Genomic DNA, 23,187 nt, shown 5'->3' on the forward strand with positions numbered 1-23,187 from the left:
ATGTCAGCCTTTGTTCCCACCCGCACGACCGACCCGAGCGACTCGCACGACGCGAGGCGCATCCACCCCGCCCACAGCCCCCCGCCGGCCCCGCCCCGCCGCTTCCGGATCGCGAGCGCCGACGTGTCGGCCTCCATCGCGGTCTTCCTGATCGCCCTGCCCCTGTCCCTGGGCATCGCCCTCGCCACCGGCGCACCGCTTCAGGCCGGCCTCGTGGCCGCCGCCGTCGGAGGGATCGTCGCCGGCCGGCTGGGCGGCTGTCCGCTCCAGGTCAGCGGCCCCGCCGCCGGACTCACCGTGGTCACCGCCGACCTGATCCACCGCTACGGATGGCGGACCACCTGCGCCATCACCGTCCTGGCCGGAGTGGTCCAACTCGGCCTCGGCTGCCTGCGCGTGGCCCGCAGCGCGCTCGCCGTCAGCCCCGCGATCGTGCACGGCATGCTCGCCGGCATCGGCGTCACCATCGCCGTCGCCCAGTTGCACATCGTCCTCGGCGGCACCCCGCAGAGCTCCGTCCTCGACAACCTCCGTGGCCTGCCCGCCCAGTTGGCGCGTATCCAGCCCGCCTCGGTCTCGGTGAGCGCGCTGACCCTGGCGCTGCTCTTCCTCTGGCCGCGGATCCCTGGCCGGGCGGGCCGCCTCCTGCGCAAAGTCCCGGCCGCACTCGTGGCCGTCGCCGGAGCAACCACCGCCGCCTCCCTCGCCGGGCTGGCCGTGCCGAAGGTCGATCTGCCGTCCTGGAGCAGCCACGCGCTGGCCGGGCTGCCCGAGGGTCCCGTGCTGGGGCTCGTCGCCGCCGTCCTCACCACCACGTTGGTGTGCAGCGTGCAGTCGCTGCTGGGCGCCGTGGCCGTCGACAAGCTGGCGGCCGGGCGCCCCGACCTGATCGCCGCGAGCTCCGGTGCGGGCGGCGCCCGCGTCGGCCGCTCCGACCTGGACCGCGAACTGCTCGGACAGGGCGCCGCCAACATCGTCTCCGGCTCCCTGGGCGGACTGCCCGTCGCCGGTGTGGCGGTCCGCAGTTCGGCGAACGTCCATGCGGGTGCCGTCAGCCGGAACTCCACGATGCTGCACGGCGTTCTCGTAGTGATCGCCACGCTGCTGATGGTCCCGCTCCTCGAGTTCATCCCGCTCGCCGCGCTCGCCGCCCTGGTGATGTCCGTCGGCATCCAGATGGTGTCCCTGCACCACATCCGTACGGTGACCCGCCACCGAGAGGTCCTGGTCTACGCCGTCACCACCCTCGGCGTGGTCGTGTTCGGTGTCCTGGAGGGCGTGACGCTGGGCATCGCCGTCGCCGTCGGAGTCGCCCTGCACCGCCTCACCCGTACCCGGATCACGCACTACGAGAGGGAAGGAGTCCATCACGTCCACGTACGAGGGCAGTTGACGTTCCTCGCGGTGCCCCGGCTCAGCCGGGCCCTGCATCTCGTCCCCCACGGGGCGGACGCCGTCGTGGAGCTGGACGGGTCGTTCATGGACCACGCGGCGTACGAGTCACTGCACGACTGGCAGAAGACGCACACCGCGCAGGGCGGTTCCGTCGAGCTGACCGGGCGCAGGCCGGGGACGCGCATCGCCGAGCCGTCCGATTCCGCCGACTGCCGCTGCCGCCCCTGGACGGCCTGGCGCAACCACCAGTGCGAGCGCCCGCCCACCGGTCCGGACACCGCGGACACCGGTGCGCCCGGCGAGACCGGCGGGACGACCAGGCCGACCAGGTCGAGCGGTGCCGGAGGTCCCCTCGGTGCCCCGGGGTCGAGCGGACACGAACTGGCGCGTGGCATCAGCGCTTTCCAGCGCAACACCGCGCCGATCGTGCGGGGTGAGCTGGCCCGGCTGGCGCGTGAGGGCCAGCAGCCCGACCAGCTCTTCCTCACCTGCGCCGACTCCCGGCTGGTCACCTCGATGATCACCTCCAGTGGTCCGGGCGACCTGTTCGTGGTGCGCAATGTGGGCAACCTCGTCCCCCTGCCCGGTGAGGAGAGCGGGGATGACTCGGTGGCGGCCGCGATCGAGTACGCGGTGGACGTGCTGAAGGTGCGCTCCATCACGGTGTGCGGGCACTCCGGCTGCGGGGCCATGCAGGCACTGCTCAACTCCGAACCGGGCGGCGCCCAGACCCCGTTGAAGCGCTGGCTGCGGCACGGACTGCCCAGCCTGGAGCGGATGGCCGACGGCAGCAGGCCCTGGGCCAGACTTGCCGGGCGGGCGCCCACCGACGCGGTCGAGCAGCTCTGTCTGACCAACGTGGTCCAGCAGTTGGAGCACCTGAGCGCCCATGACTCGGTCGCCCGCGCCCTGCGGGAGGGGGAGCTGGAGCTGCACGGGATGTACTTCCACGTGGGCGAGGCGCAGGCGTACCTGCTCACCGAGGCGTCCGGCGCGGAGGTGTTCGACCTTGTGAGCGATGCGGAGGGTCTGCACAGCCCCGCGTAGCCGAGGCCTGGGCGCGCCGTCGCGCGGGCGCGCCCACGCCGCCCGCTCAGCGGAGACCGGACGTCTCCGCCGGGCCGGGCTCCGGGGCGGGAATCGGATGGCACGGGGCGACCTCACCACGGACGAAGACGTAGCCGGTGACCCGCTGGAAACTCCCGTCGGGCTGGCGCTGCCCCAGCTTTTCGAGGACCAGGGAGTCCCCGCGCCGCAGGTCGAACACCCAGCTGGGGTCCTCGCTCGGATCGGAGCTGCTCGGGACCCCCTTCCCCCGGGGCTCGGTGCACTCGTAGCCGTTCGGCACGTTGTCCACGACCACGTGGACGCCGTTCTCCTTGAGCCGTTCGACGAGCCCGTCCGGCAGGGTGCCGCCGAGGCCGATGTCGTTCATGGTGACCGTCAGGCTCCCGTCCGGGTGCGACACCACCGCGTAGGCCGGGCTTTCGGCGGGGGAGCCCGGCATCAGCACCCAGGCGCCCGCGACAGCGGCGCAGGCCAGGGTCACGAGGCCGAGTCTCGGAGCGGTGAGGGCCGGGAGGCGGCGGCGCCACACGGACGTCGGCGCCGCGTCCGTCGTAGGGTCGGCCGCGCGCAGGTCGATCTCGCGGCGCAGTTCCGCCAGCAGCCGGTCCTCGAACGTAGTCCTGGTGGTCATGCCTCTCCCCCGGTTCCTCCGGTGACGTATGACAGGGATGTGCCGAGCGGCCCGTCGGTGGGCTCACCCGTCGCCCCGCGCAACGACTTGCGCGCCCGGTGCAGCCGTACGCGGGCCGTGACCTGGGCGATGCCCAGTGCGGCGGCGGCCTCGGACACCGTCAGCTGGTCGACCGCGACCAGTTCCAGGACGGCTCTCTCCCCCGCGGGGAGCCGTTCCAGTGCGGCCAGGGCGCGGCGGCCCGGGCTCTGCGCGTCGAGCTTGTCCTCCAGGCGGGCGATGTCGTCGGGCTCCAGCAGCCGCCGGCCCGAGATGCGCCGGTCGCGGTCGGTCTCGCGGGCGACCCGGCGGCGCTCCCCGGCGACCACGTTGCGCGCGATGCCGTACAGCCAGGCCCGCTCGCTGCCCCGGGACGGGCGGTAGGTGTGGGCGGAGTCCAGGACGGCGAGGAAGATCTCCGCCGTCAGGTCGGCGACCGTGTGGGGGTCCGCGACACGCCGGGCCACGAAAGACGTCATCGCGTCCACATGGCGCCGGTAGAACTCCTCGAAGAGCTGTGGGTCGCGAGCCGCCGCCTGCGGTCCGCCCCGTATCCCGTCCACTCGGACTCCCCTCACCCAGATGTGTCGACGGCGCTTCACCCGTACTTGGGCGGGAGTGTGAAAGGCGTTACACCTGCTGAACTCCGCCTGGTCGGCGTCCGTGGGTACGGATGAGCCGGGCCGCCGGACTCGACGGGTCCACAGGTCTAAACCAATTTTCGGTCGACCCTTGTCATCGCACCCCCGGTCTGATGAGCTGTGGCCTGGGACACAACGGACACCCTGGGAAAGGCAGATGCCGTGAGCAACGAAAGCCTGGCCAACCTGCTCAAGGAAGAGCGCAGGTTCGCACCCCCCGCCGACCTGGCCGCGAACGCCAACGTCACGGCGGAGGCGTATGAGGAGGCCAAGGCTGACCGGCTGGGTTTCTGGGCCGCGCAGGCCCGCCGGCTGAGCTGGGCCAAGGAGCCGACCGAGACGCTGGACTGGTCGAACCCGCCGTTCGCCAAGTGGTTCAAGGACGGCGAGCTCAATGTGGCGTACAACTGCGTCGACCGGCATGTCGAGGCGGGCCACGGCGACCGGGTCGCCATCCACTTCGAGGGCGAGCCGGGCGACAGCCGCGCGATCACCTACGCCGAGCTCAAGGACGAGGTCTCCCGGGCCGCGAACGCCCTGCTGGAACTGGGCGTCCAGAAGGGCGACCGGGTCGCCGTCTACATGCCGATGATCCCCGAGACGGCGGTCGCGATGCTCGCGTGCGCGCGGATCGGCGCCGCGCACTCCGTGGTCTTCGGCGGCTTCTCGGCGGACGCCCTCGCCACCCGCATCCAGGACGCCGACGCCAAGGTCGTCATCACCTCCGACGGCGGCTACCGGCGCGGCAAGCCGTCCGCGCTCAAGCCCGCCGTCGACGAGGCGGTCGGCAAGGCCGGCAACGTCGAGCACGTGCTGGTCGTCCGCCGCACCGGCCAGGAGGTCGCCTGGGACGACAGCCGGGACGTGTGGTGGCACGAGATCGTCGAGCGCCAGTCGGCCGAGCACACGCCCGAGGCGTTCAACGCCGAGCAGCCGCTGTTCATCCTGTACACGTCCGGTACGACGGGCAAGCCCAAGGGCATCCTGCACACCTCCGGCGGCTACCTCACCCAGACCGCGTACACCCACCACGCCGTCTTCGACCTCAAGCCGGAGACCGACGTGTACTGGTGCACGGCCGACGTCGGCTGGGTGACCGGGCACTCGTACATCGTCTACGGCCCGCTCGCCAACGGCGCCACCCAGGTCATGTACGAGGGGACTCCGGACACCCCGCACCAGGGCCGCTTCTGGGAGATCATCCAGAAGTACGGGGTGACGATCCTGTACACGGCGCCCACGGCGATCCGTACGTTCATGAAGTGGGGCGACGACATCCCCGCGAAGTTCGACCTGTCCAGCCTGCGCGTGCTCGGCTCGGTCGGTGAGCCGATCAACCCCGAGGCGTGGATCTGGTACCGCAAGCACATCGGCGCCGACCGGACCCCGATCGTGGACACCTGGTGGCAGACCGAGACCGGCGCGATGATGATCTCGCCGCTGCCGGGGGTCACCGCGACCAAGCCCGGTTCCGCGCAGACGCCGCTGCCCGGCATCTCGGCCACCGTGGTGGACGACGAGGCCAAGGAAGTCCCGAACGGCGGTGGCGGCTACCTCGTCCTCACCGAGCCGTGGCCGTCGATGCTGCGCACCATCTGGGGCGACGACCAGCGCTTCCTCGACACGTACTGGTCGCGCTTCGAGAACAGGTACTTCGCCGGTGACGGCGCGAAGAAGGACGACGACGGCGACATCTGGCTGCTGGGCCGCGTCGACGACGTCATGCTGGTCTCCGGCCACAACATCTCGACCACCGAGGTCGAGTCCGCGCTCGTCTCGCACCCCTCGGTCGCCGAAGCGGCCGTCGTCGGCGCCGCGGACGAGACCACCGGGCAGGCCATCGTCGCCTTCGTGATCCTGCGCGGCACGGCGAACGCAGAGGACGAAGGCCTGGTCAACGAGCTGCGCAACCACGTCGGCGCCACCCTCGGCCCGATCGCCAAGCCGAAGCGGATCCTGCCGGTGGCCGAGCTGCCCAAGACCCGCTCCGGCAAGATCATGCGCCGACTGCTGCGGGACGTCGCCGAGAACCGCGAGCTCGGTGACGTCACCACGCTGACGGACTCCACGGTCATGGACCTCATCCAGGCCAAGCTGCCGGCCACGCCCAGCGAGGACTGAGCGGCTTCTTGAACAAGGGGGGGCGCCGGGCGCGGGACCGCGCCCGGCGCCCCTTTTAGGTAAACTAAACAAAACAGCGTGACCCTCAAGGTGTGCCGGGAAGTCTGGTCGGCGAGTAGTTCTGCCCTGCCCACCGACCGGAGGTCCCCCTGATGCCCGCGCCCACTCGCAAGGTCCTCGGACGTCTCTCGCTCCCCGAGCGCACCTTCGTCGCGGACGCGCTGCGCACCGAGACGGTCGGCGGTGTGCTGCTGCTCATCGCCGCCGTCGCCGCGCTGGTCTGGGCGAACATCCCCGCGCTGCACGACAGTTACGAGAGCGTCAGCCACTACCACCTGGGTCCCGCGGCCCTCGGACTCGACCTGTCGATCGAGCACTGGGCCGCCGACGGACTCCTCGCGATCTTCTTCTTCGTGGCCGGCATCGAACTCAAACGCGAGCTGGTCGCCGGTGACCTGAAGGACCCCAGGGCGGCCGCGCTTCCCGTGGTCGCGGCCCTGTGCGGCATGGCCGTACCGGCACTCGTCTACACGCTCACCAACCTCACCGGCGGCGGCTCCCTGGCCGGCTGGGCCGTGCCCACCGCCACCGACATCGCCTTCGCGCTCGCCGTGCTCGCCGTCATCGGCACCTGGCTGCCGAGCGCGCTGCGCGCCTTCCTGCTCACCCTCGCCGTCGTCGACGACCTCTTCGCGATCCTGATCATCGCGGTCTTCTTCACCGCCGACATCGACTTCGCCGCGCTCGGCGGCGCCGCCCTCGGCCTGGCGGTCTTCTGGCTGCTGCTGCGCAAGGGCGTACGCGGGTGGTACGTCTACGTCCCGCTCGCGCTGGTGATCTGGGCGCTGATGTACAACAGCGGCATCCACGCCACCATCGCGGGCGTCGCGATGGGCCTGATGCTGCGCTGCACCCGGCGGGAGGACGAGCAGAGCTCCCCGGGCGAGCACATCGAGCATCTCGTACGGCCGCTCTCGGCAGGCCTGGCCGTCCCGCTGTTCGCCCTCTTCAGCGCGGGTGTCTCCGTCTCCGGCGGCGCGCTCGGCGACGTGTTCACCCAGCCGGAGACCCTCGGCGTGGTGCTCGGGCTGGTCCTCGGCAAGGCGCTCGGCATCTTCGGCGGGACGTGGCTGACGGCCCGTTTCACCCGGGCCTCGCTCAGCGAGGACCTCGAGTGGGCCGACGTGTTCGGGGTGGCGACCCTCGCCGGCATCGGCTTCACCGTGTCGCTGCTCATCGGGGAGCTCGCCTTCGACGGCGACGCGGCGCTGACCGACGAGGTTAAGGCGGCCGTACTCCTCGGCTCGCTCACCGCCGCCACCCTCGCGACCGTGCTGCTGAAGCTGCGCAACGCCAAGTACCGGCGGCTGTACGAGACCGAGGAGCGCGACGAGGACCTCGACGGCATTCCGGACGTCTACGAGGAGGACGACCCGGCGTACCACCTGCGCATGGCGGCCATCCACGAGCGCAAGGCCGCCGAGCACCGCCGGATCGCCGAGCTCAAGACCGCCGAGCGGCTTGCCGAAGTGGCGGGCGGGGCAGGCGAGGAGGACGACCGTCGGGCATGATCTGACGGGACGGTACAAAAGTCACGGCCCACAAGGGTCCTGGTGAAGAGTCGAAGTGAAGAGGGAGACCGCGATGAGCGCACCCGACGGCAGCCCGGTCGGCGCCGAACGCAGCATCGGCCAGCTGTTCGCCTCGGCGACGACCGAGATGTCCGCGCTGGTGCACGACGAGATCGCGCTGGCGAAGGCGCAGCTCAAGCAGGACGTCAAGAAGGGCGCGATGAGCGGCGGCGCGTTCAGCGTGGCCGGCGCGGTCCTGCTGTTCTCCCTGCCGATGCTCAACTTCGCGCTGGCGTACGGCATCCGGACCTGGAGCGACTGGAACCTCGCGGTCTGCTTCCTGCTGTCCTTCGCCGCGAACGTCCTCGTCGCGCTGGTCCTCGCGCTGATCGGGGTCGTCTTCGCGAAGAAGGCGCAGAAGGGCAAGGGCCCGCAGAAGGTCGCCGCCTCGGTGAAGGAGACGGCCGGCGTGCTCCAGAACGCCAAGCCGCACCCGCGACCCGACGGCGACAACAAGGTCCTGGAGGAGCGGGTCCGCAACACGAAGGCCATCGAGGCTGTGGCACGCTCGTCGTCATGACCGACCCCGCCACCCCTTCGGCGCAGCAGCCCGCCTCACTCGTACGGCCCGACGGTCCCTGGACGCACCGGGACGTGGCGGCCAACGGCGCGCGCTTCCACATCGCCGAACTGGGCGACGGACCGCTCGTGATGTTCCTGCACGGCTTCCCCCAGTTCTGGTGGACCTGGCGCCACCAACTGGAGGCGCTCGCCGACGCCGGCTTCCGGGCCGTGGCCATGGACCTGCGCGGCGTCGGCGGCAGCGACCGCACCCCGCGCGGCTACGACCCGGCCAACCTCGCGCTCGACGTCACCGGCGTGATCCGCTCCCTCGGCGAGCCGGACGCCGCGCTGGTCGGCCACGACCTGGGCGGCTATCTGGCGTGGACGGCGGCCGCGATGCGTCCCAAGCTGGTACGACGGCTCGCGGTCGCCTCGATGCCGCACCCCCGGCGCTGGCGCTCGGCGATGCTCTCGGACGTCAAGCAGACCCGGGCCGGCTCCTACATCTGGGGGTTCCAGCGGCCCTGGGTCCCCGAGCGGCAGCTCACCGCGGACGACGGCGCGCTGGTCGCCGAGCTGATCCGGGACTGGTCCGGCCCGCGGCTGCCGGACGACAAGGCGGTGGAGACGTACCGGGCGGCGATGTGCATCCCCTCGACGGCGCACTGCTCGGTCGAGCCGTACCGCTGGATGGTGCGGTCGATGGCCCGTCCCGACGGCATCCAGTTCAACCGGCGCATGAAGCGGCCCGTCCGGGTGCCGACCCTGCATCTGCACGGCTCGCTCGACCCGGTGATGCGGACACGCAGTGCGGCCGGATCCGGGGAGTACGTCGAAGCGCCGTACCGCTGGCGGCTGTTCGACGGCCTGGGGCACTTCCCGCACGAGGAGGATCCGGTCGCCTTCTCGACAGAACTGATCAATTGGCTGAAGGATCCCGAACCCGATCGGTGAACAACGCGTCGCGCCCGGTACCCGGATCTGAACGCCTGTCCTACGAACGGCCACTTGCCCGGCGCATAGGCCAATTGGGGGGCGTGGGGGCGGTTATCGACCTTGGGGCGGGGGCACACGTCCGGGTATGGGCTGGACGCACGACTACGGTGACGCAGCACGCAATCGACGCTCGGGCGCTGCCCTGAGCTCCCACCATCAGGGCGGTGCCCCGCAACTGCCGGGCGGCACGGACCTGAGGGTGGGCATTCCGCGCATCCTGCGCCGCCGGGCCCGCTGGGTCTCGGTACGCCTGCGTCACCCCCGCGGCTGACGCTCCGGTCCCGCGGCACCTCTCACAGCGCGCAGCTGTCGCTGTCCACCTGCTGGTTCGCGGTGCGCCCCTTGGTGATGTCCTCCTGGATCTCGTCCGCGGTGAGCGCGTACCCGGTGTCGGCGTCGTCGAGTGACTTCGCGAAGACCACGCCGTATACCTTGCCGTCCGGGGTGAGCAGCGGGCCGCCGGAGTTGCCCTGGCGGACGGTCGCGTAGAGGGAGTACACGTCGCGGTTGACGGTGCCGCGGTGGTAGATGTCCGGCCCGTGGGCGTCGATGCGCCCGCGCACGCGCGCGGAGCGGACGTCGTACGAGCCGTTCTCCGGGAAGCCCGCGACGATCGCGCTGTCCCCGCTGGCGGCGTCCTCGGACGTGAACTGCAGGGCTGGCGCGTCCAGATCGGGCACGTCCAGGACGGCGATGTCGCGCTGCCAGTCGTACAGGACGACCGTGGCGTCGTACTTCTTGCCCTCGCCGCCTATCTGGACGGTGGGCTCGTCGACCCCGCCGACGACGTGGGCGTTGGTCATGACGCGGCGGTCGCCGAAGACGAAGCCGGTGCCCTCCAGGACCTTGCCGCAGCTCTGCGCGGTGCCCATGACCTTGACGATGGAGCGCTGGGCGCGGGTGGCGACGGCGCTGTTCGCGAGCTTCGGGTCGGGCGGCTGGACCTCTTTGATGGGCTCGTTGGAGAACGGGCTGAAGACCTGCGGGAAGCCGTTCTGCGCGAGGACCGAGGTGAAGTCCTTGAACCAGGTGTCGGCGTCCGAGGGCAGCGCCTCCTGCACGCCGAGGAGCACCTTGGAGCCGCGTACCTCCTTGCCGACCGTCGGCATGGTGGTCTGCGCGAGGGTGGCGCCGATCAGCCAGGCGACCAGGAGCATCGCGAGGACGTTGACGAGGGCGCCGCCGGTGGCGTCCAGGGCGCGGGCCGGGGACCAGGTGATGTACCGGCGCAGTTTGTTGCCGAGGTGGGTGGTCAGGGCCTGCCCGATGGAGGCGCAGACGATGACGACGACCACGGCGACGACGGCGGCGACCGTGCCGACCTCGGCGTGGTCGGTCACGGCGTCCCAGATGACGGGGAGGGTGTAGACGGCGACGAGACCGCCGCCCAGGAACCCGATCACCGACAGGATGCCTACGACGAAGCCCTGGCGGTAGCCGACGATCGCGAACCACACGGCGGCGACCAGCAACAGGATGTCCAGCACGTTCACCGGTTCGAGCCTCGCCTCATCACTTCGCGTTCACCACAGGTCGGTCGGCCGGGGGCTGTCCCCGGGACGACACAGCACGGACGCCACCCTGTCATGCGCGCCAGTCGAGCGGGACCTGCTTCTCGCGGTCCCAGGGGCGCTCCCAGCCCGCGTAGTGCAGGATCCGGTCGATGATTCCGGCGGTGAAGCCCCATACCAGGGCCGATTCGACCAGGAATGCCGGACCTCGGTGTCCGCTGGGGTGCACGGCCGTCGCACGGTTGTCGGGATCCGTGAGATCCGCCACGGGGACCGTGAAGACGCGGGCCGTCTCGTTCGGGTCGACGACCCCGACCGGGGTCGGCTCGCGCCACCAGCCCAGCACCGGGGTCACCACGAAGCCGCTGACCGGGATGTACAGCTTGGGCAGCACGCCGAAGAGCTGGACACCCGACGGGTCGAGACCGGTCTCCTCCTCGGCCTCGCGCAGGGCGGCCCTGAGCGGCCCGTCGCCCTTCGGGTCGCCGTCCTCCGGGTCGAGCGCGCCGCCGGGGAACGACGGCTGCCCGGCGTGCGACCTGAGCGAACTCGCCCGCTCCATGAGCAGCAGCTCGGGCCCGCGCTCGCCCTCGCCGAACAGGACCAGCACGGCCGACTGCCGCCCCGCGCCGTTCGCCGGCGGCAGGAAGCGGCTGAGCTGGAGCGGCTCGACCGTCTCCACGGCGTGCACCACCGGGTCCAGCCAGCCCGGCAGACCGTCCTTGCTGAGCGTCACGCCCTCCGTATGGCTCGCCTGTGTCATCGCCACCCCCGTCGTCCTGCCCTGCCCAACGCAGGAAGGCCCTTAGATCGTTCCGCCCGCGTCCGTGCCCGCCCTCCCGGCCGTGCCCTGCGCGTCGTCCGTGTCCTCACCCGGTGGCCCCCAGTGGGGGCGCGGCCTTGCCGCCCGCGTCGAGATAGGCCTGCGGGGGGTTCAGCCGCTGGCCCGGGAAGCCGCCCTTCTCGTACTTGAGGAGCTTCCGCGCCTTGTCGGGGTCCGTCTCGCCCTCGCCGTAGGCCGGGCAGAGCGGGGCGATGGGGCAGGCGCCGCAGGCGGGCTTGCGGGCGTGGCAGATGCGGCGGCCGTGCCAGATGACGTGGTGTGACAGGTCCGTCCAGTCGCTCTTCGGGAAGAGCGCGCAGACGGCGGCCTCGATCTTGTCGGGGTCGGTCTCGGCGGTCCACTGCCAGCGCCTGACCAGGCGCATGAAGTGGGTGTCGACGGTGATGCCGGGCCGCCCGAAGGCGTTGCCGAGGACGACGAAGGCGGTCTTGCGGCCGACACCGGGCAGCGTGACCAGGTCTTCGAGCCGCCCCGGCACCTCGCCGCCGAAGTTCTCCACCAGGGCCTTGGAGAGCCCTATCACCGACTTGGTCTTGGCCCGGAAGAACCCGGTCGGCCGGAGGATCTCCTCGACCTCCTCGGGATTGGCCGCGGCCAGGTCCTCGGGGGTCGGGTACTTGGCGAACAGCGCGGGGGTCGTCTGATTGACCCTCAGGTCGGTGGTCTGCGCGGACAGGACCGTCGCCACGATCAGCTGGAAGGGGTTCTCGAAGTCCAACTCGGGGTGCGCGTACGGGAACACCTCCGCGAGCTCGCGGTTGATGCGCCGGGCGCGGCGGACGAGGGCGGTCCGCGACTCGCTCCTCGGCGGCTTCGCGGCGACCGTCTTCGTGGCCGAGGCCTTCTTCACCGGAGCCGCCGCCTTCTCGGGAGCGACGGTCGCCTCCTTCACGGCGGCCGCCTTCCGCACGGGAGCCGCCTTCTTGGCCGTCTTCTTCGCCGAAGCCCTCTTCTCCACCGGAGCCTTCCCTGCCGCTTTTGCCGTTTTCTTTCCACCCCCGGCGCCCTGTTCGCCCACAGCGGAATCCCGACGTGCAACCACCCGCCCAGCCCCCTCGGCCTGTGCTCTCACCGGCGTTTTGGACACCCGGCCAGCCTAGAGCCCGGCACTGACATCCGCCCCGGACCCCGAAGACCGGCCCCCAATTGGACCCCTGCCGCTTACCCCGGGACATGTGTGCGGCATCCTTGTGACAGATCACACTGTTTGGACCGTCCGGCAAAATGGGCACCGGGTTCCCCTGGTACCAAGGGGGAACAAGATCCCCTGAGCAGGTCGACAAGGAGAGAACTCGTGGACGACGTTCTGCGGCGCAACCCGCTCTTCGCGGCACTCGACGACGAGCAGTCCGCGGAACTGCGCGCCTCCATGAGTGAGGTGACTCTCGCGCGTGGCGACTCCCTGTTCCATGAGGGCGACCCGGGCGACCGGCTCTACGCGGTCACCGAGGGCAAGGTGAAGCTCCACCGCACCTCCCCCGACGGTCGCGAGAACATGCTGGCCGTCCTCGGCCCCGGCGAACTCATCGGCGAGCTCTCGCTCTTCGACCCGGGCCCGCGCACGGCGACCGCCACCGCTCTGACCGAGGTCAAGCTGCTCGGCCTCGGCCACGGCGACCTCCAGCCCTGGCTGAGCGCGCGCCCCGAGGTGGCCTCCGCGCTCCTGCGCGCCATCGCACGGCGTCTGCGCAGGACCAACGACCAGATGTCCGACCTGGTCTTCTCTGACGTGCCGGGCCGTGTGGCCCGCGCGCTGCTCGACCTCTCCCGCCGCTTCGGCGTGCAGTCCGAGGAAGGCATCCACGTCGTCCACGACCTCACCCAGGAGGAGCTGGCCCAGCTGGTCGGCGCCTCCCGCGAGACGGTCAACAAGGCCCTCGCCGACTTCGCCCAGCGCGGCTGGCTGCGCCTGGAGGCCCGCGCGGTGATCCTCCTGGACGTCGAGAGGCTCGCGAAGCGCTCCCGCTGAGCACGGATCGTCGTACGACGTCGAAGGGCCCTGCCACACGGCGGGGCCCCTTCTCGTGCCGCCGGCCGCCGGGGCCCTCCGGCGGGCTCTCGGCGCGACGGCTGTGCGCCGGCCCGCCGTGGGCGACCCGGCGTGACGGCCCGCCGTGGACGACCCCGCGACGGCCGAGCGGTGACCCGCCGCCGACCGGCCGGCGCCGGATCCGACCGCCTGCCGGGTGGACGCCGCGCCCGGCGACCGCACGTGATCGCCACCGCTGCCGCTCCCCCAGCGCCTCACGCCCCCGCGCGCTCCCGCACGTCACGTCCCCGACCGGGACCACGTTCGGCCCCACACGGGCCGTCCAGGGCCGTAAATGAGCTGTCCAGGGGCTCGCCCCCGGGCACAGTGATCCCATGGCCGCCGAAACAGTTCCCCCCATCGCCCCCAAGGGACTCGACGCCCAGGGCTACATCGAGCGCGAGGGCTCGCTCGGGCGGATCCCGCAGCCGTTCCGCCCGGTCGTCGCCGCCGCCCGCGACCGGGTGCTTGATCTGTTCGGGCCGAGGCTGCACAGCGCGTACCTCTACGGCTCGGTTCCGCGCGGCACCGCGCGCGTGGGTCGCAGCGACCTCGACCTGCTGCTGGCCCTGCGGGACGAACCGACCGACGCGGACCGGGAGGGCGTACGGCAGCTCGGGGAGGCGCTCGACAAGGAGTTCCCGCAGATCGACGGCGTCGGAACGCTGCTCTACGGCCGTGACGTCCTGCTGAGCGAGCCGGAACGGCACGACATGGGCTGGTTCGTGGCCTGCCTGTGCACCCCGCTGCTCGGCGACGACCTCGCGGAGTACCTCCCCCGCTACCGCCCCGACTCCCTCCTGGCCCGCGAGACCAACGGCGATCTCGCCGTCCTGCTGCCCCGCTGGCGCCAACAGATCGAGGCGGCGGACTCGGAGGAGACCCGCACCCGCCTGGTCCGCTTCATGTCCCGGCACCTGGTGCGCACGGCGTTCACGCTGGTCATGCCCCGCTGGAACGGCTGGACGAGCGACCTGGGAGAGATGGCGGAGGTCTTCGCCGCGTACTACCCCGAGCGCGCCGACCAGCTCCGGGCGGCGGCCGACTTGGGCCACACCCCGACCGCCGACCCGGCCGTACTGCGCACGTACGTCGACGACCTGGGCCCCTGGCTGGCCGCCGAGTACGCGCGCGTGCACGGCGTGAAGACCCCTAGATGAGCCCGTGCTCCTCCAGATACTCGAGCTGGGCCCGCACCGACAGCTCGGCGGCCGGCCAGAGCGACCGGTCGACGTCCGCGTACACATGTTCTACGACGGCCTCGGGCGTCCGGTATCCGTCCTCCACGGCCGTCTCGACCTGGGCGAGCCGGTGGGCCCGGTGGGCGAGGTAGAACTCGACGGCACCCTGGGCGTCCTCCAGGACGGGCCCGTGGCCCGGCAGGACGGTGTGGACGCCGTCGTCGACCGTCAGGGACCTCAACCGCCGCAGGGAGTCCAGATAGTCGCCCAGGCGGCCGTCGGGGTGGGCCACGACGGTCGTACCGCGCCCCAGGATGGTGTCACCGGTCACGACGGCCTGGTCGGCCGGGAGATGGAAGCACAGCGAGTCGGCGGTGTGCCCGGGCGTCGGGACCACCCTCAGTTCCAGCCCGCCGACCAGCACCACGTCCCCCGCGCCGAGCCCCTCGTCCCCCAGCCGCAGCGCCGGGTCCAGGGCCCGCACCTCGGTGCCGGTGAGCCCGGCGAACCGGACGGCGCCCTCGGCGTGGTCGGGGTGCCCGTGGGTGAGCAGGGTGAGCGCGACGCGCTTGCCCGCGGCCGCGGCGGTGTCGACGACGGCCCGCAGGTGCCCCTCGTCGAGCGGGCCGGGATCGACCACGACCGCCAGCTCGGAGTCCGGCTCCGACAGGATCCAGGTGTTGGTGCCGTCCAGGGTCATCGCGGAGGCGTTGGGCGCGAGGACGTTGACGGCTCGCGCGGTGGCGGGGCCCGAGAGGACCCCGCCCCGTGGCTGGCCGGGGAGGGCTGCGGCGTCGGTCATGCGGGGGCTCCACCGGTCGGGATGTGTTTGGTGAACTCGTCGTGTCCCGGCCAGGAGAGCACGATCTCGCCGTCCACCAGCCGGGCCTGCGCGAGCACAGGGGTCAGGTCGCGTTCGGGCGCGGCGGCCAGCGCGTCGGCGGCGGTGCCGTACGCGGTGAGCTGCCGCAGGGTGGCGAGGGTGGGCGGCATCATCAGCAGCTCGCCCTTGTCGTAGCCGTCCGCCGCGTCCTGAGGGCGGATCCACACCGTACGGTCGGCCTCGGTGGAGGCGTTGCGGGTGCGCTGGCCCTCCGGGAGGGCGGCGACGAAGAACCACGTGTCGTAGCGACGGGGTTCGAACTCGGGTGTGATCCAGCGTGTCCAGGCCCCGAGCAGATCCGACCGCAGCACCAGCCCCCGGCGCTCCAGGAACTCCGCGAAGGACAGCTCCCGGGCCACCAGAGCGGCCCGGTCCGCCTCCCACTCGGCGCCCGTGGTGTCACCGACCACCGACTCGGCCGTCGGCCCGGCGAGCAGGACACCCGCCTCCTCGTACGTCTCCCGCACGGCCGCGCAGACGATCGCCTGAGCCGCGGTCTCGTCCACCCCGAGCCGGGCCGCCCACCACGCGCGCGTGGGGCCCGCCCAGTGGATCTGGTGCTCGTCGTCACGGGAGTCGACGCCACCGCCGGGGTAGGCGTACGCCCCGCCGGCGAACGCCATGGAGGAACGCCTGCGCAACATGTGCACGACCGTCCCGGCCGGCCCGTCCTTCAGCAGCATCACGGTGGCGGCGCGCCTGGGCACGGCCGGCACGAGCGAGCCGTCCGCGAGCGCGCGGATACGGTCCGGCCATTCCGCTGGGTACCACTGCCCGTTTGCCATGGGCGGAGGCTAACTCGTGGGGGGCGGATGTTCGAGGGGCGGTCGCCTGTGGGGGTGCCGGGTCGGGTGGTCGGGCGGGTGCGGGTCCGACCTGGCTGGTCGCGCAGTTCCCCGCGCCCCTACGGGGTTGCAGTCACCTGCGCCAGGACGGGCCGTTGGCCGCGTACGGCGGGAAGGGGACGGGGTGGGGGGTGTCCGCCCGCAGCGGCCGGCGTCCGTGACAGAGCACCACTCAAGGGACCGAGCCGCCGGACCGAGGACGGATACCCCCCACCCCGGCCCCGACCCCAAACCGCACCCGACGCGCTACACAAGCCCCCACCGGGCCCGCAGCTGCGCCGCAGGCATCAGGGGCGCGGGGAACTGCGCAAAACGCCCGCCCCCACCGACCCGCAGCCAAACGACGACCCCGCCCGCCCAAGCTCCGCAGGCATCACGACGCAGCCAACTCCACCTGCACCTCGACCTCGACCGGCGCGTCCAGCGGCAGCACAGCCACGCCCACCGCACTGCGCGCGTGCACACCCGCCTCGCCGAGCACCTCGCCGAGCAGCTCGCTCGCGCCGTTGATCACACCCGGCTGCCCCGTGAAGTCCGAGGCCGACGCCACGAACCCCACGACCTTCACCACGCGCGCGATCCGGTCCAGATCACCGGCCACCGACTTCACCGCCGCCAGCGCGTTCAGCGCACACGTGCGGGCCAGCGCCTTCGCCTCCTCGGCCGTGACCTCCGCGCCCACCTTCCCGGTGACCGGAAGCTTGCCGTCGACCATGGGCAGCTGACCGGAGGTGTACACGTACACACCCGACTGCACGGCGGGCTGGTAGGCGGCCAGCGGCGGCACGACCTCCGGCAGCGTCAGCCCCAGCTCCGCGAGCCGCGCCTCTACCGCCCCGCTCACGCCGCCTTCTCCCGCTTCAGGTACGCCACGAGCTGCTCGGGGTTGTTCGGCCCGGGCACGACCTGCACGAGCTCCCAGCCGTCCTCGCCCCAGGTGTCCAGAATCTGCTTCGTGGCGTGGACGAGCAGCGGCACGGTCGCGTATTCCCACTTCTTGGTCATGCGGCCGACTTTAGCCGCTGCTCACCCCGGGCTTTCAGCCGCTGCGCCCACAGCCGGTGCCCGCGTTGTCCACAGCCTCCTGCTTAGGTTCCCCGTCGACTGGTTACGCTCGAATACGTGAGCAGGCTCCAGGTCGTCAGCGGCAAGGGCGGGACCGGAAAGACGACGGTCGCCGCAGCCCTCGCGCTGGCCCTCGCCACCGAGGGGAAGCGGACGCTTCTCGTCGAGGTGGAGGGTCGCCAGGGAATCGCGCAGCTCTTCGAAACGGAGGCGCTGCCCTACGATGAGCGGAAGATCGCCGTCGCTCCGGGGGGCGGGGAGGTGTACGCACTGGCCATCGACCCCGAACTGGCCCTTCTGGACTACCTCCAGATGTTCTACAAACTCGGCGGAGCGGGCAGAGCCCTCAAGAAGCTCGGCGCGATCGACTTCGCGACCACCATCGCGCCCGGCCTCAGGGACGTCCTCCTGACGGGCAAGGCGTGCGAGGCGGTCCGCCGGAAGAACAAGTCCGGCCGCTTCGTCTACGACTACGTCGTGATGGACGCGCCCCCCACCGGCCGTATCACCCGCTTCCTGAACGTCAACGACGAGGTCGCGGGACTGGCCAAGATCGGCCCGATACACAATCAGGCGCAGGCCGTGATGCGGGTGCTGAAGTCCAAGGAGACGGCCGTCCACCTGGTCACTCTCCTGGAGGAGATGCCCGTCCAGGAGACCGCGGACGGCATCGCGGAGCTGCGGGCCGCCCACCTCCCCGTGGGCCGGATCGTGGTGAACATGGTGCGCCCTGAGGTGTTGGACGACACCGACCTGGAACTCGTACGCAGCACACAGCGTTCAGCGGTGGCGAAGGCGCTGTCCTCGGCCGGTCTCGGCGGCGCCCGCCGCGGGGGCAACGCCGAGAAGCTGGTCGACCCGCTGATACGGCAGGCCGAGGAGTACGCCGAGCGGTACGACCTGGAGCACGAACAGCGCGCGGTCCTCGGCGAACTGGGACTGCCGCTGCACGAACTGCCCTTGCTGACGGAGGGCATGGACCTGGCAGGGCTGTACGAACTGGCCGCCGAGCTGCGGAAGCAGGGGATGTCATGAGCGCGGACGCCGACCGTCACGACCGAGCTCCCCGGAATCCGCAACCGGACCGCCACCACCGCCTCTCCCCCGCGCCGGTGCTCGACCTCGACCCGCTGATCGACGACCCGAGGACCCGGATCGTGGTGTGCTGCGGTTCGGGCGGCGTCGGCAAGACCACGACCGCGGCGGCCCTCGGCCTGCGCGCCGCCGAGCGGGGCCGCAAGGTCGTCGTCCTCACCATCGACCCGGCCCGCCGCCTCGCCCAGTCGATGGGCATCGACTCGCTGGACAACGTCCCGCGCCGGGTCAAGGGCCTCGACGACTCCGCGAGCGGCGAGCTGCACGCGATGATGCTCGACATGAAGCGCACCTTCGACGAGATCGTCGAGGCGCACGCGGACGCCGAGCGGGCGGCCGCGATCCTGAACAACCCCTTCTACCAGTCGCTCTCCGCGGGCTTCGCGGGCACGCAGGAGTACATGGCGATGGAGAAGCTCGGGCAGTTGCGGGCCCGGGACGAGTGGGACCTGATCGTCGTCGACACGCCCCCCTCGCGCTCCGCCCTCGACTTCCTGGACGCGCCGAAGCGGCTCGGCTCCTTCCTCGACGGAAAGCTCATCCGGCTGCTCACCGCCCCGGCCAAGCTCGGCGGACGGGCGGGGATGAAGTTCCTGAACGTCGGGATGTCGATGATGACCGGCACCCTCGGCAAGCTGCTGGGTGGGCAACTCCTCAAGGACGTCCAGACGTTCGTGGCCGCGATGGACACGACCTTCGGCGGGTTCCGCACGCGCGCGGACGCCACGTACAAGCTGCTCCAGGCGCCAGGGACGGCGTTCCTCGTGGTCGCGGCCCCGGAGCGGGACGCGCTGCGCGAGGCCGCGTACTTCGTGGAGCGGCTGGCCGCGGAGAACATGCCCCTCGCCGGCCTGGTGCTCAACCGGGTCCACGGCAGCGGCGCCGACCGGCTCTCGGCCGAACGGGCGCTCGCCGCCGCGGAAAACCTGGAAACCCCGGAAACTTCCGAGGCCGCGGAAAATCTTGAAGAGCCCCGCATTGTCGATCAGGAGGGTGGGAAAGCTGGACTTCGTAACTCTCCCGACACGTACGGCAGTTCAGAATCTCCCGCTTCCGGGGCACCGGCTCCCGACGAAGGCTCCCCCGCCGACTCGGAGAACCCCAGCTCGAAGCGCACGGAGAAGGAGCGGTCCGCCCACGCGGCTGACCGGTCCGTCGACCAACTCACCGCGGGCCTGCTGAGACTGCATGCCGACCGTATGCAGCTGCTCTCCCGCGAGCAGCGCACGCGTGACCGCTTCACCGCGCTCCACCCCGAGGTGGCCGTGGCCGAAGTGGCCGCGCTGCCCGGGGACGTACACGACCTCGCGGGGCTGCGGGACATCGGAGACCGGCTCGCGGCCGGGCGGCCGGAGCTGCCCGAGACTGCCGTGGACTGACCCGAGCCCTGGGCCAAGCCCTGGGCCGACGTGAGCCGGCCCCGCCTCGGCCGCGGGGTGTCCCCTCAGCTCACCGCCGCGTAGTTCTCGTAGATCTCGTCGTCCTCGAGGGGCAGGATGCCGACCCCCCGCTCGTACTCGACGCGCGCCGTCTCCAGCAGCCTGCGCCACGACGTGACCGTCGGCCGCCGGCGCAGCAGGGCGCGGCGCTCGCGCTCTGTCATGCCTCCCCACACGCCGAACTCGACGCGGTTGTCCAACGCGTCGGCGAGGCACTCCGTTCGCACCGGACATCCGGTGCACACCGCCTTCGCCCGGTTCTGCGCTGCTCCTTGAACGAACAGTTCATCCGGATCGGTAGTGCGGCAGGCCGCCTGCGCACTCCAGTCGACTACCCAGCCCATACCGGCGCCGTCCTCTCCCGAATCGAGGCTCCCCCACGGCGGCAGCGGCATATTCACCGCCGCCAGTTGAGGACGTTACGGAAGGCAGGCACAGCGCAACACCCCCTTCGGGCCCAATCTTGAATGGCCCGAACGGACTATGCGTAAGCGGCAGATCACCCGGGGGAGTGAGCCCGCGACATACATGACTATCCCGGCAAACCGGGACACTTGTCTTGCGTCACAACGGGCACCTGATGACACACGAGGCGGATTCGGACACGCACCCACCAAAAAAGTCGGGGAACTTCCGGAACGATTCGGGGTCGCCGGACGTATTGATACGTGGCCCTACTGCTGTGACAGTTGAGAGCAGCTTAGGCCAACGCCTGTGCGCGTGTCCGGCGAATGAGAAGGTAGGGCGCTGCTGTCGCCATGCCCGCTCCGACGCGGCCGTGCCCGCTTCCGTCGCCATGCCGTGACACGGGCTCCCTCTGAACGCTCATGAGGACGGATTAGGCTGCCCCCTATGTCGAAGAAGCGCTCGGGTGGCGGTCTGTCGCCCACGCAGCAGGCCGCCAAGTTCCTCGGAGTCAGTGTCCTCGCGGGAGCGGTGATGGCAGGCATCGCGCTGCCCGCGGCCGGCGCGCTGGGGCTCGCGGCCAAGGGGTCGGTGGAGAGTTTCGACGAGCTCCCGGCCAACCTGAAGACCCCGCCGCTGAGCCAGCGCACCACGATCCTCGACGCCGCGGGCGGCACCATCGCCACGGTCTACTCACGCGACCGCACGGTGGTGGACCTCAAGGACATCTCGCCGTACATGCAGAACGCGATCGTCGCGATCGAGGACTCGCGCTTCTACCAGCACGGCGCGGTCGACCTGAAGGGCGTCCTGCGCGCGCTCAACAAGAACGCCCAGAGCGGCGGGGTCGCCCAGGGCGCCTCCACGCTGACGCAGCAGCTCGTGAAGAACGTCGCGGTGGAGGAGGCCGGTGACGACCCCACGAAGGTCGCCGAGGCCACCCAGCAGACCATCGGCCGCAAGATCCGCGAGCTGAAGTACGCGATCCAGCTCGAAGAGGAACTCGGCAAGAAGAAGATCCTCGAGAACTACCTGAACATCACCTTCTTCGGCCAGCAGGCGTACGGCGTCGAGGCCGCCGCCCAGCGCTACTTCTCCAAGCACGCCAAGGACCTCGACCTGGAGCAGTCGGCGCTGCTCGCGGGCATCGTCCAGTCCCCGAGCCGCTACGACCCGGTCAACGACGAGGCCGAGGCGACCAAGCGGCGCAACACCGTGCTCCAGCGCATGGCGGAGGTCGGTGACGTCTCGCAGGCGGAGGCCGACAAGGCCAAGGAGCAGCCGCTGGGCCTCAAGGTCAGCAAGCCGAAGAACGGCTGCATCACCGCGGTCAAGGGCGCCGGCTTCTTCTGCGACTACGTCCGTGAGGTCTTCCTGACCGACCCGGTCTTCGGCAAGACCAAGGAGGCCCGGGCCAAGGTCTGGAACCAGGGCGGTCTGACGATCCGCACCACCATGGACCCGCAGGCCCAGAGGTCGGTGCAGAGGTCCATCAAGGAGCACGTCTACCAGGACGACGACGTGGCCACGGCCGCGACCATCGTCCAGCCCGGCACCGGCAAGATCCTGGCGATGGGCCAGTCACGGCCGTACGGCATCAACAACAAGAAGAACGAGACGACGCTCAACCTCTCGGTCAACGCGGACATGGGCGGCGGCGCGGGCTACCAGCCCGGTTCGACGTTCAAGCCGATCGTGGCCGCGGCCGCCATAGAGGGCGGTATGCCGGCGACCAAGATCTACCCCTCGCCGTACAAGATGGACTACCCGGCCCCGGTCCAGCAGTGCAACGGCGGCGTCTGGAACGAGAAGGGCGTCCCGGTCACCAACGAGAACACCTCCGAGGTCGGCCCGTACGACATGAAGACGGCGACCGCCAAGTCGGTCAACACCTACTACGTGTCGTTGATCAGCGACATCGGCATCTGCCCGGTGACGGAGATGGCCGCGAAGATGGGCGTCCAGCGCGCCGACGGCCGCAAGATCCAGCAGGCGCCGTCGATCGCCCTGGGCACCCAGGAGATGTCCCCGCTGACCATGGCGAACGCGTACGCGACCTTCGCCTCGCGCGGGATGTACTGCACCCCGGTCGCCATCGAGTCCATCACCCAGCGGGTCGGCGAGAAGTCGAAGTCCCTGCGGATCCCGAAGTCGACCTGCTCACGGGCGATGTCGGAGAACACCGCCGACACGATCAACACGCTCCTCAAGGGCGTGGTCGAGGACGGCACGGGTTCGGAGGCGGGCCTCGGCGGTGGCCGTGCCAGCGCCGGCAAGACCGGTACGACCGACGAGCGCTACGCGGCCTGGTTCGTCGGGTACACGCCGAACATGTCCGGCGCGGTGTGGGTCGGCGACCCCGCTCACAAGCGCCAGATGAAGAACATCACCATCGGCGGCGTCTACAACCAGAAGGTGTTCGGCGGCAAGGTCCCCGGCCCCATCTGGCGGGACATGATGAGCGGCGCGCTGGAGGGCAAGGACGCCCCGAGCTTCAACCTCGTGCACATCCCGGACATGCCGAAGAGCGAACCCCCCGCCGACGGTGACGACGACAACGACAACGGGGACACCGGCGGGAACGACAACGGTGGGAACGACAACGGTGGCAACGACGGTGGTGACGACGGCAACACCACCTTCCCGACGCCGAGCTTCTCGATCCCGGAGAACTTCATCCAGGGCACGACCAACGGAAACGGGAACGGCAACGGGGGCGGGGGCGGGCGCGGCTGACGCCCGGAGGCGGCCTGGAGGCCTGGAGGCCTGGAGGCCCGTAAGGATGAGAGCCCGGTCCCGCTATGTGCGCGGGGCCGGGCTCTCGTACGACTGGCAGGTGCTGTGGTCAGCCGGTGACCGGCGCG

Annotated in this window: 21 protein-coding genes; 11 read left to right on the top strand and 10 right to left on the bottom strand. The window is 71.0% G+C overall.

Features of this window, described 5'->3' with window-relative positions:
- Complete coding sequence (locus tag ABZ098_RS27005; protein ID WP_356595338.1) at positions 1 to 2,442, top strand: SulP family inorganic anion transporter; 2,442 nt, start codon at positions 1 to 3, stop codon at positions 2,440 to 2,442.
- 46 nt (positions 2,443 to 2,488) lie between these two features.
- Here ABZ098_RS27005 and ABZ098_RS27010 read toward each other — a convergent pair whose 3' ends face one another.
- Positions 2,489 to 3,094, bottom strand: coding sequence for a hypothetical protein (locus ABZ098_RS27010; RefSeq protein ID WP_356595340.1), 606 nt, complete (start codon positions 3,092 to 3,094; stop codon positions 2,489 to 2,491).
- Complete coding sequence (locus ABZ098_RS27015; protein WP_356595342.1) at positions 3,091 to 3,696, bottom strand: RNA polymerase sigma factor; 606 nt, start codon at positions 3,694 to 3,696, stop codon at positions 3,091 to 3,093. The genes ABZ098_RS27010 and ABZ098_RS27015 overlap by 4 nt, the downstream gene beginning before the upstream one ends.
- Positions 3,697 to 3,936: 240 nt before the next feature.
- Here ABZ098_RS27015 and acs point away from each other — a divergent pair, with 240 nt between their 5' ends.
- The 5 genes from acs to ABZ098_RS27040 all read left to right on the top strand — a co-directional run bounded on the left by acs (position 3,937) and on the right by ABZ098_RS27040 (position 9,297).
- Positions 3,937 to 5,895, top strand: coding sequence for an acetate--CoA ligase (gene acs / locus ABZ098_RS27020; RefSeq protein WP_356595344.1), 1,959 nt, complete (start codon positions 3,937 to 3,939; stop codon positions 5,893 to 5,895).
- Positions 5,896 to 6,047: 152 nt separating this feature from the next.
- Positions 6,048 to 7,466: a Na+/H+ antiporter NhaA gene (nhaA, locus tag ABZ098_RS27025; protein WP_356595346.1), complete on the top strand. Its 1,419-nt coding sequence runs from the start codon at positions 6,048 to 6,050 to the stop codon at positions 7,464 to 7,466.
- 73 nt (positions 7,467 to 7,539) lie between these two features.
- On the top strand, positions 7,540 to 8,046 hold the full coding sequence (locus ABZ098_RS27030) for a phage holin family protein (RefSeq protein WP_356595348.1): 507 nt from the start codon (positions 7,540 to 7,542) through the stop codon (positions 8,044 to 8,046).
- On the top strand, positions 8,043 to 8,984 hold the full coding sequence (locus ABZ098_RS27035; RefSeq protein ID WP_356111305.1) for an alpha/beta hydrolase: 942 nt from the start codon (positions 8,043 to 8,045) through the stop codon (positions 8,982 to 8,984). Before ABZ098_RS27030 ends, ABZ098_RS27035 begins: the two co-directional genes overlap by 4 nt.
- A gap of 127 nt (positions 8,985 to 9,111) precedes the next feature.
- A complete protein-coding gene (locus ABZ098_RS27040) occupies positions 9,112 to 9,297 on the top strand; it encodes a hypothetical protein (RefSeq protein WP_078936341.1) in 186 nt (61 codons plus the stop codon).
- 22 nt (positions 9,298 to 9,319) lie between these two features.
- Here the strand turns inward: ABZ098_RS27040 and ABZ098_RS27045 are convergent, their stop codons facing one another.
- From ABZ098_RS27045 to nth, 3 genes are all read right to left on the bottom strand, one after another.
- Positions 9,320 to 10,519: a MarP family serine protease gene (locus ABZ098_RS27045; protein ID WP_356595350.1), complete on the bottom strand. Its 1,200-nt coding sequence runs from the start codon at positions 10,517 to 10,519 to the stop codon at positions 9,320 to 9,322.
- A 91-nt stretch (positions 10,520 to 10,610) separates the two neighbouring features.
- Positions 10,611 to 11,300 (bottom strand): CoA pyrophosphatase, encoded by a 690-nt coding sequence (locus tag ABZ098_RS27050; RefSeq protein WP_356595616.1) that lies wholly within the window; start codon positions 11,298 to 11,300, stop codon positions 10,611 to 10,613.
- Between the two features lie 106 nt (positions 11,301 to 11,406).
- Complete coding sequence (nth, locus tag ABZ098_RS27055) at positions 11,407 to 12,339, bottom strand: endonuclease III (RefSeq protein ID WP_356595352.1); 933 nt, start codon at positions 12,337 to 12,339, stop codon at positions 11,407 to 11,409.
- Positions 12,340 to 12,675: 336 nt separating this feature from the next.
- Here nth and ABZ098_RS27060 point away from each other — a divergent pair, with 336 nt between their 5' ends.
- Both ABZ098_RS27060 and ABZ098_RS27065 read left to right on the top strand, forming a co-directional pair.
- Positions 12,676 to 13,350: a Crp/Fnr family transcriptional regulator gene (locus ABZ098_RS27060; RefSeq protein ID WP_007383667.1), complete on the top strand. Its 675-nt coding sequence runs from the start codon at positions 12,676 to 12,678 to the stop codon at positions 13,348 to 13,350.
- A gap of 395 nt (positions 13,351 to 13,745) precedes the next feature.
- Positions 13,746 to 14,570 (top strand): nucleotidyltransferase domain-containing protein, encoded by an 825-nt coding sequence (locus ABZ098_RS27065; RefSeq protein ID WP_356595354.1) that lies wholly within the window; start codon positions 13,746 to 13,748, stop codon positions 14,568 to 14,570.
- Here ABZ098_RS27065 and ABZ098_RS27070 read toward each other — a convergent pair.
- The 4 genes from ABZ098_RS27070 to ABZ098_RS27085 all read right to left on the bottom strand — a co-directional run bounded on the left by ABZ098_RS27070 (position 14,563) and on the right by ABZ098_RS27085 (position 17,324).
- Positions 14,563 to 15,393 (bottom strand): MBL fold metallo-hydrolase, encoded by an 831-nt coding sequence (locus tag ABZ098_RS27070; RefSeq protein WP_356595356.1) that lies wholly within the window; start codon positions 15,391 to 15,393, stop codon positions 14,563 to 14,565. The two genes, ABZ098_RS27065 and ABZ098_RS27070, sit on opposite strands and share 8 nt — an antisense overlap.
- Complete coding sequence (locus tag ABZ098_RS27075) at positions 15,390 to 16,259, bottom strand: NUDIX hydrolase (protein WP_356595358.1); 870 nt, start codon at positions 16,257 to 16,259, stop codon at positions 15,390 to 15,392. Before ABZ098_RS27075 ends, ABZ098_RS27070 begins: the two co-directional genes overlap by 4 nt.
- A gap of 433 nt (positions 16,260 to 16,692) precedes the next feature.
- Complete coding sequence (locus ABZ098_RS27080) at positions 16,693 to 17,163, bottom strand: RidA family protein (RefSeq protein ID WP_356595360.1); 471 nt, start codon at positions 17,161 to 17,163, stop codon at positions 16,693 to 16,695.
- Entirely contained in the window at positions 17,160 to 17,324 is a 165-nt protein-coding gene (locus tag ABZ098_RS27085; protein WP_007383662.1) for a DUF4177 domain-containing protein, read from the bottom strand. The genes ABZ098_RS27080 and ABZ098_RS27085 overlap by 4 nt, the downstream gene beginning before the upstream one ends.
- A 117-nt stretch (positions 17,325 to 17,441) precedes the next feature.
- On the opposite strand from ABZ098_RS27085, the gene ABZ098_RS27090 reads away from it, so the two are divergent.
- Together ABZ098_RS27090 and ABZ098_RS27095 are read left to right on the top strand one after the other, a co-directional pair.
- Positions 17,442 to 18,419 (top strand): ArsA-related P-loop ATPase, encoded by a 978-nt coding sequence (locus tag ABZ098_RS27090; protein ID WP_356595362.1) that lies wholly within the window; start codon positions 17,442 to 17,444, stop codon positions 18,417 to 18,419.
- Complete coding sequence (locus tag ABZ098_RS27095; RefSeq protein ID WP_356595364.1) at positions 18,416 to 19,858, top strand: ArsA family ATPase; 1,443 nt, start codon at positions 18,416 to 18,418, stop codon at positions 19,856 to 19,858. Before ABZ098_RS27090 ends, ABZ098_RS27095 begins: the two co-directional genes overlap by 4 nt.
- Positions 19,859 to 19,923: 65 nt before the next feature.
- Here the strand turns inward: ABZ098_RS27095 and wblA are convergent, their stop codons facing one another.
- A complete protein-coding gene (gene wblA, locus ABZ098_RS27100) occupies positions 19,924 to 20,262 on the bottom strand; it encodes a transcriptional regulator WblA (RefSeq protein WP_030324083.1) in 339 nt (112 codons plus the stop codon).
- Between the two features lie 508 nt (positions 20,263 to 20,770).
- Here wblA and ABZ098_RS27105 point away from each other — a divergent pair.
- Positions 20,771 to 23,059 (top strand): transglycosylase domain-containing protein, encoded by a 2,289-nt coding sequence (locus ABZ098_RS27105; protein ID WP_356595366.1) that lies wholly within the window; start codon positions 20,771 to 20,773, stop codon positions 23,057 to 23,059.
- Positions 23,060 to 23,187: the final 128 nt, after the last annotated feature.

The organism is Streptomyces sp. NPDC006335 (assembly GCF_040612795.1).
In the GTDB taxonomy this organism is placed as follows: Bacteria; Actinomycetota; Actinomycetes; order Streptomycetales; family Streptomycetaceae; genus Streptomyces.